This is a genomic window from Methanolobus sp. ZRKC2, assembly GCF_045291185.1.
Taxonomy (GTDB): Archaea; Halobacteriota; Methanosarcinia; order Methanosarcinales; family Methanosarcinaceae; genus Methanolobus.
The window spans coordinates 1580622-1593374 of sequence record NZ_CP146980.1 but is presented as its reverse complement, the minus strand read 5'-3'; the positions used below and the strand labels follow the sequence as shown (position 1 = coordinate 1593374).

Genomic DNA, 12753 nt, shown 5'->3' with positions numbered 1-12753 from the left:
ACATTCTTTTTTCTTATCCACGAATAATACAACCTATGCCTTTAAGCTGTCTTTCAGTTTCCTGTTGAATCTCTTCAGCTTCAAGGTCACCCATTATCAGAATACGATATGTTACACTCAGGCGGTCAGTTCCCTGGATACCTTCGTACCTGTCAATTATTTTAGTGGAAACGATACCTTCATTGCAGGAAATAAGCTCCATGATGATGTCTGCATCTGCTTCTTCAGGAAGCAGCACCGATATGTCCCTTAAGTGATGTTCAAGATTGTCGAGTTTCCACTGATGCATTTCTTCTTCACTCAGCAGACGTATATTTTCTATTTTTAGTGGTGTCATCCTGCTTCCGCTTTCGATCACAACAGTCTTCGGAGTCACTTTCTCAACAATGCCCGTGTGCACTATGCCTGAATATATGTGCCTGACTCCAATTTCCTGGCCAATGGAAGCCAGCAATCTGTCAAACTCAGCTATCTTTGAGTTGATGAGTTTGTCCGAACGGCGCAGTGCCGATGCCGTATCCCCGAAATGCACCGCTGCATCTTTCATTTTTGCGGTAAAGGCTTCAACATCTTTTTTTCTGACGATGGAAGACATTTCGCTGCACTGCTCCATGAAAGCATCATGTACCTTGAGTACTTCCGGGTTCTCCATCTGGATATATGCATAGAGATATGGATTTTGTCCGATTATCCTACCAACGAAATCAAGCATAATGTCGTAAACCGGACTCATGAAGCGTCGGGACTCGTTCACACTGAAATCAAGGCTGTCAAAGGTCGTGCCAATGGTTATGTATGCAAAATGTGTCAGTCCCTGCACAATGGACACGAACCTGTCATGTTCTGTCGGATTGATGACTTCGATGTGTGCCCCGTTATCCTCAAAAAGCGATCTCATCACAGGGAACCATTTATCACAGCGTCCATTGATAGGTGTAAGTATGAATATCTGGCCGTGCAGGCTTGGAATGGATGGTCCGAACATAGGGTGAGTACCAAGAATCTCAACATCTTCAGGAGCGTATTTTTTCATGGCCTCCGTGGGTCCTACCTTAAGAGATGTAAAATCCATTAACAGGCTTCCACTCTTCATTTTAGGTGCAGTTTCGCTGATGACCTTTTCAGTTATATTGATGGGTACAGTAACGATTACTATGTCGCTTGTACTTATGGCCGCATCAAGGTCATGGGCAAATTCAACTCCCATTTGCTCTGCGACATCAACCTTTCCACTGCTGCCCCATACGGTAACCTCATAGCCGTGTTTTTTGAAGAAAGGGGTGAACCACTGTCCCATTTCTCCGGTACCGCCTATGATAAGGACTTTCAAATTCAGAGTCCCTCCAATACTGCTTTTTTCATCACGTCAATCGGGGGCTCCACTCCTGTCCATATTCTGAATGCTTCGGCACCCTGGTAGATGAGCATCATTTCACCGGTGACAGCTTTTGCACCTGCCTTCTTTGCTTCCTTCAAAAGTCTGGTTTCAAGGGGATTGTAAACGATATCAAAAACTGTGAGTTCAGGATGCATGTCCTCTGCTGTAGCTATCGTTCCATCGGTATTGGGATGCATTCCAAGGGTAGTGCAGTTAATAAGTATATCACTGTCAGCTATCACTTTTTTAATGTCTTCAAGACCACATCCGGTGGCATTACCAACTGCTGAAACCTCAGAAGCCAGGTTAACCGCCTTACTTTCGGTTCTGTTGGCTATGTTTATATTTGCCCCTTCCTTTGCAAACTGGAATGCAATTGCCCTAGAAGCGCCGCCTGCACCCACAATAAGAGCATTTGATCCTTTTATTTCAACATCCTTTTCTTCAAGAGTGCGTTTTGCACCTAGTCCGTCGGTGTTGTAACCTTTCATTCCGTCTTTGAAATCCACAGTGTTCACTGCACCAATACCTTCAGCAAGCGGATCGGCATCAACGATCTTCAATGCTTCCTGTTTAAGGGGGACTGTGAGATTCACTCCTCCAAAACCCATTGCTTTTGCTCCGAGAAGTGCATTTTTAAGATTCTCTGGTTTAACTCTGAATGCATGGTATGTACATTCCATATTGAGCTCCCTGAAAGCTGCATTATGCATGTCAGGGGATTTTGAATGCGCTATGGGGTCTCCGAATACACCGAAAACTGTTCTCAAAAGAGTATCTCCAGGGCTGATTTTAATTCATGTATCTTGATCTGTCCGGGCGCGACAGCTTTTGCTATTGCTCCGTATGTAAGAAGTGATCCGTAGCATGGGGCAACTATGCGGCTATGCTTCCCGACTTCACCCATTGCAATGGTGCACACAGGCTTTTCCATGTCTGCAGTTGCCTGTAATACATTAAGCACGTCCTGCTTTGATTGCGCCATAACTGCAAGTTTAGCAATATCTGCTCCTGATTCATGAGCTATGCTAAGTATTTTTTCCATTTCTTCAACGGAAGGCGTGACATTGAAATCATGAGCAGAAACAATAACTGTGACTCCAATTGCTTTTGCCGCCTCTATTACTTTATTTCGTTGCTCTTCATCTGCACTGAGCTCGATATCAACAGCTTCTACAAAGGGGAGTATGTCGATCAGGACTTTGATTCTTTCGCCCTCGCTACCTTCCCACTTGCCACCATCAGATTGTAATCTATTGGTTGCAATACATGGAAGGTTAGTGTTCGCTTTAATTCTTTCAATGGTTTTTTTAGTTTCATCAAGGTCTGAAAAATTGAGGAGATCAAGTCTCAGCTCAAGTACGTCAGCACCCAGCCAGTTTGCAGCCTTTGCGTTCTCTGCCGGATCATCGTCTATCACTGAAACGATCGCAGGCTTCTTATCAAGATCGAAGGTCCCTATCTTAACCATAAGCAACACCCCGGTGTTTACTTTTCGATAATTGTCTCTTCTATCTTCATTCCGAAGTGGCGGCCAATGTCTTCTGAATGGACAAGTATCTCATCGCCAACTTTGAGATCCGTAACAGCTATAGGTTCTTTATCCTTTGTAACGAGTTTAATGGTTTCAGCATTCTGCAGGATATTTTTGATGATCTTGCCGTTGAGGTCTGCCTCAACAAGGATCAGCGGCCTTCTTTCTATTTTCACCCTGCCGACTACTCCCGTTCTCTGCTTTCCTTCGCCGTCTACTATTGTGACTTCGTCACCTGCTTTAAGTTCGGAGAGGTAGCGGGTCTTTTCTCCTACCTTTATGTAAGCATGTACTGCACCGGCATTAACCCTGAAAGGACGGGATGCAACGTAAGGACTTTCTTCAGATTCCGAATGCACAAGGAACATCCCGTTTGCCTGGGAGCCCACAAGCATGCCCTCGCCCCTGATCATGAGGTTGCATGTATCTACGCAGACCCTGTCGCCCATACCGATGGACTCGACCCTTGTAACAACGGCAGTCTGAATTGGAAGGCTCTTGACACCTGCACTTTCAGCAATTTCCGCTGTTTTCTTGATCTGGCTCAGGTCCTTTGTATCAAGCAGGACACCGTCTGTTCCATGCTCCATCGTCTCGAACGCAAGTTTAGCCTCTTCTGAGGTCTGGACTCCGGACAAGAGCTTGACATCCTTTTTCTGAAGTCCTGCGATAAGGTTCTCCAGGGGAATTACCTGCCAGTCCGTACCTATGGTGATGAGATAATCACAAACGTTTCCCATCTCTGCTGCAAAGTTCTCATAATTCTTGTTGCGAATGATAACATAACCTGCAACCTTCAATCCTTTTTCCTTCAGACGAAGGGCTGTTGTTACATCAAGAGAACCACTGTAATCGGGTGGTAATGGCTTTGTACCGTCACCTTCTCCGCCTTTGCCTACTACAATTATGTCTGCTCCCTCTACGGGCTCTGAAGCAAAGGCAGCTACTTTAGTATTTCCAAGTTCCTTTACTCTCTCAACATCAGCAGCATCGACCAGTGTGGCATCCACGCCGGATTCCATCCCGGTGGTGATCACTGCCTTACGTTCATCCCAGTCGCCTTCATCGGCCTTGATCCAGATTATCTTATTATTCATATGAGCACGTCCGCAAACACAGAAAGCCGGCTGAGTTCATTTAAGCATTTCCAGTGCTTCTTCAACTGACTTTTTATGGTGCACTATCTCTGTTATTGCTCTTGTAATTTTTGTAGGGTTGTCGTGCTGGAATACGTTCCTGCCGATAGCAACACCTCTTGAACCACCTTCCATTGCACCTTCTATCATTTCAAGGAATTCCTTGTCAGTGTTTGTCTTCGGTCCGCCTGCAATTACGATTGGTACAGGGCATCCGTTCACGACTTCCCTGAAAGTATCAGGGTCCCCGGTGTATACGGTTTTTACGATGTCTGCGCCAAGTTCCGCACCTGCCCTTGCTGCATGTGCCACAAGTTCAGGATCATGTGGGTTTGTTATCTTCTTTCCGCGGGGGTACATCATAGCCAATAATGGCATTCCCCAGAAATTGCATTGTTCGGCAACAGTTCCCAGTTTCTGCAACTGGCCGGCTTCTGTTTCGGAACCTATGTTTACATGGATGGAAACCGCATCAGCTCCCATTTTCATGACCTCTTCAACAGTGCAGACCTGCACTTTGTTATTCGGGTCAGGTCCGAGGGACGTGGATGCGCTCATGTGGACGATGAGTCCTACGTCATGCCCGTATCCCCTGTGGCCGTGTTTTACTATTCCCTTCTGCATTAGTACGGCATCTGCTCCTCCTTCCGCAACCTTGTTTATAGAACCGGCTACGTCTATGAGTCCTTTTATGGGCCCGTCAGATAATCCATGGTCCATAGGTATGATGACCATGTTCCTGCTGTCTCTGTGCATGATTCTTTCTATACGAATACTTTTTCCGATATCTGTCATAGTATCTTCCCTTTTACGTGGTATGTTATTGTAAAGTATCAGAACACCAATGTACTGAATTATACATCAATGTATTTATTAATTCTTTGTTACTATGTCACATAGTAGCACGGTTTATTATTTAAGTTTTTTGCGCTTCCCTAAAAAAAGAAATTCAAAGAACGGTTCAGAAAGATCACATATCATTCAGGAATTCACCAAGGTGTATCCCTTCAGAATCGATATCATATTCGATAAGGCGTTTTTCATGGTTGCTTCCATGCATTTTCAAAATATAAAGGGATTTTTTTATCTCATTTCCTATCTCCAGGTTTCTCAGGAGTATAAGGTTGTCAACAATAGACGAGATCGGTATTTTAGAGACGAGCACGTCACTTCCCGCAGCCATATTGCCACTGATGAATACTGATGTAATGCCTTTACTTTTAAAAATTCGGATAAGGTTTGAGAGATGATCTATCTTTTTTGAACAATCTCCAAAAGCGTGGTCTAACCCTGAGATATCGTCAAGTACTACTCTTTTTGCTCCAATGGCGTCAATATTTTCCAGGAGTTTTGTGGCATGTTTACAGGCATTTACTTCGGAAGGAGGAATATGTTGTATTCTGACAAGGTTTTTTTCTTCCAGTTCTTTGAAGTCCAGCCCAAGATTTGCAGCGTAGTGTCTGATCTCTTCCGGTGTTTCCTCAAAACTGCTTATAATACCCGGTTCACCTTTCCTGGCACCGTCAACAATGAAACTCAGACCGAAAAGAGTCTTACCGGTTCCTGTATTGCCTGCCAGTAATGTGGAAGAATGCCTGAACATCCCCCCTCCCATGAAACTTTCGAGTTCTTCTACACCGAAGCCTACTCTTTCGATACTCCATTCCGACTCGGGAACTAAGGGCTTCATTCTGGGATATATGTGTACTCCTGAATCTGATATCTCAAAGAAATGCTCTCCGCTAAGATAACTCATGCCACAGAATTTCATGACTCTCAGGCGACGGTCGGTATGCACGCGATCTATCTTCTGGGAGAGATATATTACGCCATCAACAATGTCACTGATAACTGACCTGCACATCTCTCTGGTTTCCATCGTGCCTGTAAGGTAGACAATAGCATTCCAGTCGTTCATTGCTGAATTGAGTGAATACATGAATCTTCTTCTTTCGGCTTCAGGGAACCCAAAACCAATTGGAGTGACCGGATCGATAAGTATTCTGTCGGGTTTCAGGGACGCAACTATGTTACCAAGATCTACCAGCATTGTCAGGGGATCCCTCTCTACCGAACTGATATTGTATGTGCGGATATTCAGGTCTTTTTCATAAAAATCATAATTTGATAGGATCTCACGTATGGAATCTTCTGTTTTTGTTGTGGGACACACGTAAAGAACCTTTTCGCCTTTCTTGGATGCATAGCAAAGGCTCTGTATTCCTAGTGTTGTTCTCCCTGTGCCGGGATTCCCTGCTATGAGTATTGTTGAGGGTCTGGGAATCCCGCCGTCAAGTATCTTGTCCAGGCCGGGTATGCCCGTAGGTATTATCTCCAATATAATCCCTCTATTGATAAGGTGGTAACCGGGGCAATTATATTTATTTTTATATTAAATTTTCTCTCCCTGATGTAGTTTACATTTTGATTTTACTTAACACTATTTGTTTTAGTGGCCGGGGAGTATGAAAATGTCTTATAGTGTGAATTACAATAGCAACATTATCTATAATATCATTACAAAAGGACAAACACATGAGAGAATTAAAGATTCTTGTTATCAATAACTATGGGCAGTTTTGCCATCTGATTCACCGTGCTGTCCGTGATCTGGACATGGAAACAAAGATTGTTGCCAACACAAGCTCCGTCGAAGATATACTTGACGAAGAACCTGACGGGCTTATACTAAGTGGTGGTCCCACAATGGAGCGGGCTGGTATATGCTCGGAATATATTGAAAGCATTGACCGTCCTATTCTGGGTATCTGTCTCGGGCACCAGCTCATCGCAAAGACTTTCGGTGGGGAAGTAGGTTCGGGTTCATCAGGTGGATATGCGGACATCGAGATTGAGATCGTTGATGAAGACGAGCTCCTGAAAGGATTGGGTCCGAGGACCTCTGTGTGGGCATCACATGCGGATGAAGTTGTAAAGCTACCCGAGGACTTCATACAGCTTGCAAAGTCAAGTATTTGTGAATTCGAAGCAATGAGGCACGTAGATCGCCCAATATTCGGTGTCCAATGGCACCCGGAAGTGGCACATACGGAAAAAGGAGAACAGCTTTTGATGAATTTCTTTGAGATTTGTGAGAACTATTAGGTCTCACAATCTCTATGTGAGAACTACTGCTCTCACATACCCATTTTCTTCATCATTTTTTGCATATTGAATTTTCCACCACGGAATCCTTTCATGGCGGTTTGCATCATTTTGTGATATTTCAGTAATTCTCTGACGTCGTCGGCGCTGCATCCTGATCCCATGGCAATCCTTTTGATACGAGAACTGCCGATAAGCCTCGGATTGAGCATTTCTTCTTCTGTCATCGAATCCATGAGTACCCTGTAGCGCTGCATCTTGTCGCCGGTAACCTGGTACGCATCTTCCGGTATCTTGGCACCCATGCCTCCCAGAGGCAGCATCTGCATTATCTGCTTCATAGGCCCCATCTTGTTGAGACTTTCAAGCTGCTTGTACATATCTTTGAGGGTGAAACGCCCGGTCATCATTGCTTGGACGTCGATTTCTTCTTCACCCATTACCTCTTCTGCCTTTTCAATGAGACTCTTTATATCGCCCATTCCCAGAAGCCTGGAAATGAATCTGTCCGGCTCGAATTTTTCAAGGTCATCAGGTGTTTCCCCGACACCGATAAAAGCTATCGAAGAGTTTGTTTCGGATACAGCGGAAAGCGCACCACCACCCTTTGCGGTACCGTCAAGTTTAGAGATTACTACTCCGGATATTCCTACCGACTCGTTGAAAGCACGGGCTTGTTCGCTTGCCTGCTGTCCGATCGCACCGTCGAGTACAAGCAACTTGTAATCAGGTTCTGCGATTGCATGTATGTTTTCCATCTCAACAATAAGGTCGCTTTCAAGAGAGTGACGTCCGGCTGTGTCCACGATTATGACATCGTTCTTCTGGACCTCTTTAAGACCTCTTTCAACTATTCCCACGGCATCAGGGTTGCCTTCTTCTCCGTAGAACGCAACATTAAGTTTGTCACACAAGGTCTTTAGCTGCTGGTAAGCACCGGGACGGAATGTATCGGCACAGATAACCGCAGGCTTAAGTCCTTTTTTCTGGAAATAACGGGCAAGTTTGGAAGAGGTTGTTGTCTTACCGCTACCCTGCAACCCTATCATCATTATTTTCTGGGGTTTGAGAGGAATATCCGTACTCTTTCCGATGATGTTGGTCAGTTCCTGGTATACTATCCTGATCACATGTTCCCTGGGGTTCATTCCCGAGGGTACTTCTTCCTTGAGAGCACGCTCTTTGATGTGCTTTGACATCTCCATGACCAGTTTGACATTCACGTCGGCCTGAAGCAAAGCTCTCTGGATATCCTTCACAACTTCGTTTACAGTGCGTTCGTCAATACGTCCGGATTTTACCAGTTTTTTGAGGGCATCCTGCAAGGAACTTCCTAATTTATCCATAACCATTTAAGGATCGTCCTGTTCATCTTTTTGCTTTAATAAATGGGCAGTTCGTATTTAACATTGTTGTGAAACTCTTTTGCAAGCTGCGTATACACTTTTGTCAGGAAATAAGAACAACTGCTATCATGACGGAAAGTACGCCAATCCATTGTCTTCGGGCTAAGCGCTCTTTCAGGAACATCCATGCAAGCAGTACAGTTACGGCAGGGTAAAGCGATGTAAGGACTGCTGCGATATCCAGTCTTCCTGCCTGGGCTGCCAGCGCGTAGAACAGGTTTCCTCCGGTATCAAATATGCCTGCAAGGGCCATGAGGGGGATGTACCTGACTGCCGGTATTTCTGCCTTTCTGAGATATAGTGCTGCCAGGAAAAACATTGTAAGTGAAGCTATCCTGGCTCCAACAAGCGGCCACAGGATACTGGCTCCCTGTATTCTATCTATAAATATCATGAAGAATCCAAAGCCGAAGCCAGCGATAAGTGAAAGTTTCAGGTCGTTACTATTCATCTTTGCCCCATACTCTTCCCTCGAGATGAGCCAGACTCCTGTAAAAGCAAAGAAAAAACCTATAAGCTGGATAGTTGCAGGAAATCCTTCCATTGCGATCCCAAAGACTACAGGGACAATAGCACTGAATACTGCTGCCGCCGGAGCAACAACTCCCATTTTGGAGACTGAAAGCGCATGGTAAAGTGCCAGGAGTCCAATACCACCGGAAATCCCTGCCAGAGCTCCCCATAGGATGTCCTGCCAGGGTGCCATAGCTTCTCCGATAATGAAAGCAGAGAATGCCAGTAGTGCTAGTCCAACAAGCTGTGAGATGATAGCAACCGTGAGCACACTGCTGCGTTTTGTAGCTACGCCTCCGCAAAAGTCACCTGTGCCCCAGGATACTGCGGACCCCAGTCCGAATATGGTAGATAAATCCATCCCTGTTATCTTTATCACGTCTTACTTGATAAAGTCAAAGATGTTAAATTAGTGAAAAAGAGTTTATCAATAGCGGGGGATGGATTCGAACCATCGGTCTACGGGTTATGAGCCCGTCGGGATCTCCTGGCTACCCCACCCCGCTTCCTTGATCGCTTCTATTTGTTGTATGGGAGGGTACTTCCCTAGAACAATACCATTGCAGATAAAGGTTGCGTATGAATGTGCTTGAAACCAAAAGATATATGCCTTGTCTACGTAAATTATATCCTGATTCTGAGGGATAAAATGGTGTTACCTGATAAATTCAAATGTGTTGTTACTAACTGGGATTACATTTACGACCTTTGCAGGGAAGTTGCAAATGATGTGAAAGCTTCAGGATATGAACCTGACATGATAATAGCCCTCGCAAGAGGTGGATGGTTCGCAGGGCGCGTACTGTGTGATTTCCTCGGTCTTGATGACTTGACAAGCCTGAAAATCGAACACTACCTGGGTACTGCACTCGCAGGTGACGAACCCAAAATCAAGTATCCTCTCGCTGACAATGTCGTTGAAGGAAAGAACATTCTCATAGTTGACGATATCACAGATACCGGCAAGAGTCTGGTGCATTCTATTGAATATGTGAATCAAAGGGGCCCCAAAGAAGTAAGGACTGCAACCCTCCAGTACCTTGACTCATCTGAGCATGATCCTGATTATTGTGGTGAACGTCTCGAGGAATGGGCATGGGTTGTCTTCCCCTGGAATTTTATTGAGGATATGATCGAGCTGATATCGACCCTCATGGAAAAGGAGGACAGAAGCACATGGGATATACCTGCTATCCGGCATGGTCTTTATGTTTATCATTCACTTGACTCCTTTGCATTTGAGATTGCACAACCAGGCCGACTTCCTGAGGTTATGGCAGAGATGAACCGCAGGGGAATTGTTAAATCGGTTACAGAAGATGGAACCCAGTTCTGGAAATTGGTTTAACCGGTTTCGCAGGCTACTATGTACTATTACATTTGATATTTATTCTCAGAGGAATTAAATGAACAGCGAAAATGTTGATATTGCGATAATTGGCGGAAGCGGCATATATGATGGTAATCTTCTGGACAGAGTTCGTGAAGTTGATATTGATACCCCCTTCGGAAAGCCTTCCGATTCTATCACCATAGGTGAACACGGTGACAAAACCATATGCTTTCTCCCCAGACACGGTGTAGGTCACAGGATTTCACCTTCCGAGCTGAATTCAAGGGCAAACATCTTTGCACTTAAGAAACTGGGTGTCAAACGTATTATTGCCGTATCTGCGGTGGGAAGTCTTAAGAAAGAACTGGCTCCGCTGGACATTGTTATTCCCGACCAGATATATGATCGCACCAGGTCAAGACCAAGCACTTTTTTTGAGGACGGTATCGTTGTTCACATAGGATTTGCAGATCCTTTCTGTCCTGAAATGTCGGAGACTGTAACGAACGTTGCAAACTCGAAAGGGTACAATGTCAGGCAGGGAGGCACTTATGTATGCATGGAGGGCCCCCAATTTTCAACACGTGCAGAATCCTGTGTCTACAAGGCACTTGGTTTTGATATAATAGGTATGACTGCTATCCCTGAGGCAAAACTAGCAAGGGAGGCTGAGATATGCTATTCCATGATAGCCACGGTTACGGATTATGACGTGTGGCATGATGAGGATGTCACCATTGAGACTGTCATTGCAAATGCAATGAAGAACGAAGAGGCTGTAAAGGATATTCTAATGGATGCCCTGGAGAAAGTAAGCATTGAGCAAAACTGCATGTGCAAAGATGCCCTGGCAGGTGCTATTACTACAACTCCTGACATGATACCGCACGAAACAAAAAGAAGGCTTGAACCTTTAGTATCCAAGTACCTTAAGTAAGGTAATGATTGCATTTGCAGGTCTGAAACCATAAGAAATAAGTCCGTGCAGAACATGCAATCCTACAGGATAGTCCAATTGCTTTGACCTCATCGCTTTGCATTTTATATGCAAATACCTGTTTATCGCAAGAATTTTAATATATCATTATGCTTATATAATTCGGTGAATCATGCCTCACAAATGTACCAGATGTGAATCTATCTTTGATGACGGTGCTTCTGTCATATTGAGCGGATGTCCTAATTGTGGCTGGAACAAATTCCTTTACGTAAAGGAAGATGAAATGGAAGGTGCTGAAAAAGAGGTTCATGAGGTTGAGGTTGAAGAACACGCTGTTATTGATGAGAGCCATGAACATGTACCTGAGGAGAAGATCATCAGGGAGATCGATGATATCATTGGTGATGATAAGGACATGGACAGTGTTACCGAGGAGGAAGGTGATCGTGTGGAATCCGTACGTATCCTTGGTCCTGGTTCATATGAACTCAATCTTGATTCTCTTCTCGACCGCAAGGAAATAGTCATGGCGATAAAGGAAGATGGAGCCTATGCCCTTCATCTGCCCTCGGTTTTCAAAAAGGATAAAGACCAGGAAAAGGACAAAAAGTAACTTTGCTTATGTTGGGGGGCAACTATGGATTCATATCTCCAAAAGCGCTTCTGGGAGGTTGATGTTTTCCGTGGTATCGCAATCATCTGTATGGTGATCTACCATATATTTTTCGATCTGTACTTTTTAGGCATATATGAAACTGACATTCACTCCGGTATTCCGCTCCTTATAGGAAGGGGTGCTGCTATTATTTTCATTTTCCTGGTGGGTGTATCCCTGACCCTCAGCTATTCCCGTGCAAGGCTGTCTTCCGGTGGGAAGAAAAACCTTTTTCCCAAGTATCTAAAAAGAGGTTTGATCATATTCTTCTGGGGTCTTGTCATAACGGTCGTTACAGGTCTTTTCCTGGAGAGGGGCGTGATCGTTTTCGGAATACTCCACCTTATAGGCGTTTCAATCATACTGGCCTATCCTTTCCTGAAGTATCGTGGCACACCCCTGATCATTGGATTCTTCATCATTCTCCTGGGTTTTTTCATGGAGGGTGCTTACGTGGATTTCCCCTGGCTGCTCTGGATCGGCTTCAAACCCTTCGGATTCTATACTTTTGATTATTTTCCTCTCGTCCCCTGGTTTGGTTTTGTCCTTCTTGGTGTCTTCACGGGCAATGTCCTCTATGAAGGCTACCAGAGACAGTTTGAGATATGTGATTGTGAAGATAGACCATCTGTAAGGGTGCTTGATCTTTTTGGAAGGCATTCCCTTTTCATCTATCTGGTGCACCAGCCGATAATCCTGGGATTGCTGATGCTGTTAGGATATACTGATGTGAGTTTTGTTGGATTTTGAAAT

The 12753-nt window shown here is 44.7% G+C and carries 13 protein-coding genes and 1 tRNA gene; 5 read left to right on the top strand and 9 right to left on the bottom strand.

Annotation, left to right across the window (positions count from 1 at the left end):
• Nucleotides 1-13: 13 nt before the first annotated feature.
• The 6 genes from V7O62_RS07470 to V7O62_RS07445 all read right to left on the bottom strand — a co-directional run bounded on the left by V7O62_RS07470 (nt 14) and on the right by V7O62_RS07445 (nt 6386).
• Nucleotides 14-1330: a prephenate dehydrogenase gene (locus V7O62_RS07470; RefSeq protein WP_406655626.1), complete on the bottom strand. Its 1317-nt coding sequence runs from the start codon at nt 1328-1330 to the stop codon at nt 14-16.
• 2 nt (nt 1331-1332) lie between these two features.
• Nucleotides 1333-2148 carry a shikimate dehydrogenase gene (gene aroE, locus V7O62_RS07465; RefSeq protein WP_406655625.1) on the bottom strand — a complete coding sequence of 272 codons (816 nt, stop codon included), beginning with the start codon at nt 2146-2148 and terminating at the stop codon, nt 1333-1335.
• Nucleotides 2145-2849, bottom strand: a complete 705-nt coding sequence (gene aroD / locus V7O62_RS07460) for a type I 3-dehydroquinate dehydratase (RefSeq protein ID WP_406655624.1) — start codon at nt 2847-2849, stop codon at nt 2145-2147. The genes aroE and aroD overlap by 4 nt, the downstream gene beginning before the upstream one ends.
• 17 nt (nt 2850-2866) lie before the next feature.
• Nucleotides 2867-4009 (bottom strand): 3-dehydroquinate synthase II, encoded by a 1143-nt coding sequence (locus V7O62_RS07455; RefSeq protein ID WP_406655623.1) that lies wholly within the window; start codon nt 4007-4009, stop codon nt 2867-2869.
• A gap of 36 nt (nt 4010-4045) precedes the next feature.
• Nucleotides 4046-4843: a 2-amino-3,7-dideoxy-D-threo-hept-6-ulosonate synthase gene (locus V7O62_RS07450; protein ID WP_406655622.1), complete on the bottom strand. Its 798-nt coding sequence runs from the start codon at nt 4841-4843 to the stop codon at nt 4046-4048.
• Nucleotides 4844-5018: 175 nt separating this feature from the next.
• Nucleotides 5019-6386: an RAD55 family ATPase gene (locus tag V7O62_RS07445; RefSeq protein WP_406655621.1), complete on the bottom strand. Its 1368-nt coding sequence runs from the start codon at nt 6384-6386 to the stop codon at nt 5019-5021.
• A gap of 197 nt (nt 6387-6583) precedes the next feature.
• On the opposite strand from V7O62_RS07445, the gene V7O62_RS07440 reads away from it, so the two are divergent.
• A complete protein-coding gene (locus V7O62_RS07440) occupies nt 6584-7153 on the top strand; it encodes a GMP synthase subunit A (protein ID WP_406655620.1) in 570 nt (189 codons plus the stop codon).
• A 32-nt stretch (nt 7154-7185) separates the two neighbouring features.
• Here V7O62_RS07440 and V7O62_RS07435 read toward each other — a convergent pair whose 3' ends face one another.
• From V7O62_RS07435 to V7O62_RS07425, 3 genes are all read right to left on the bottom strand, one after another.
• On the bottom strand, nt 7186-8505 hold the full coding sequence (locus tag V7O62_RS07435) for a signal recognition particle protein Srp54 (RefSeq protein ID WP_406655619.1): 1320 nt from the start codon (nt 8503-8505) through the stop codon (nt 7186-7188).
• Between the two features lie 97 nt (nt 8506-8602).
• Nucleotides 8603-9451 (bottom strand): EamA family transporter, encoded by an 849-nt coding sequence (locus V7O62_RS07430; protein ID WP_406655618.1) that lies wholly within the window; start codon nt 9449-9451, stop codon nt 8603-8605.
• A 52-nt stretch (nt 9452-9503) separates the two neighbouring features.
• Nucleotides 9504-9578, bottom strand: a tRNA-Met gene (locus V7O62_RS07425).
• A 143-nt stretch (nt 9579-9721) separates the two neighbouring features.
• On the opposite strand from V7O62_RS07425, the gene V7O62_RS07420 reads away from it, so the two are divergent.
• The 4 genes from V7O62_RS07420 (at nt 9722) to V7O62_RS07405 (ending at nt 12750) form a co-directional block, all read left to right on the top strand.
• The gene (locus tag V7O62_RS07420) at nt 9722-10420 is read left to right on the top strand and encodes a phosphoribosyltransferase (protein WP_406655617.1); all 699 of its coding nucleotides are present in this window, start codon (nt 9722-9724) and stop codon (nt 10418-10420) included.
• 58 nt (nt 10421-10478) lie between these two features.
• The gene (gene mtnP / locus V7O62_RS07415) at nt 10479-11342 is read left to right on the top strand and encodes an S-methyl-5'-thioadenosine phosphorylase (protein ID WP_406655616.1); all 864 of its coding nucleotides are present in this window, start codon (nt 10479-10481) and stop codon (nt 11340-11342) included.
• Between the two features lie 172 nt (nt 11343-11514).
• Nucleotides 11515-11958 (top strand): Zn-ribbon domain-containing protein, encoded by a 444-nt coding sequence (locus tag V7O62_RS07410; protein ID WP_406655615.1) that lies wholly within the window; start codon nt 11515-11517, stop codon nt 11956-11958.
• 24 nt (nt 11959-11982) lie between these two features.
• Nucleotides 11983-12750 (top strand): DUF1624 domain-containing protein, encoded by a 768-nt coding sequence (locus V7O62_RS07405; protein ID WP_406655614.1) that lies wholly within the window; start codon nt 11983-11985, stop codon nt 12748-12750.
• The last annotated feature ends 3 nt before the right edge of the window (nt 12751-12753 follow it).

Coding starts and splice junctions, on each gene's coding strand:
- V7O62_RS07420 (WP_406655617.1), top strand. CDS start 9,722: ATGGTGTTACCTGATAAATTCAAATGTGTTGTTACTAACTGGGATTAC.
- V7O62_RS07410 (WP_406655615.1), top strand. CDS start 11,515: ATGCCTCACAAATGTACCAGATGTGAATCTATCTTTGATGACGGTGCT.
- mtnP (WP_406655616.1), top strand. CDS start 10,479: ATGAACAGCGAAAATGTTGATATTGCGATAATTGGCGGAAGCGGCATA.
- aroD (WP_406655624.1), bottom strand. CDS start 2,849: ATGGTTAAGATAGGGACCTTCGATCTTGATAAGAAGCCTGCGATCGTT.
- V7O62_RS07440 (WP_406655620.1), top strand. CDS start 6,584: ATGAGAGAATTAAAGATTCTTGTTATCAATAACTATGGGCAGTTTTGC.
- V7O62_RS07405 (WP_406655614.1), top strand. CDS start 11,983: ATGGATTCATATCTCCAAAAGCGCTTCTGGGAGGTTGATGTTTTCCGT.
- V7O62_RS07455 (WP_406655623.1), bottom strand. CDS start 4,009: ATGAATAATAAGATAATCTGGATCAAGGCCGATGAAGGCGACTGGGAT.
- V7O62_RS07450 (WP_406655622.1), bottom strand. CDS start 4,843: ATGACAGATATCGGAAAAAGTATTCGTATAGAAAGAATCATGCACAGA.
- V7O62_RS07435 (WP_406655619.1), bottom strand. CDS start 8,505: ATGGTTATGGATAAATTAGGAAGTTCCTTGCAGGATGCCCTCAAAAAA.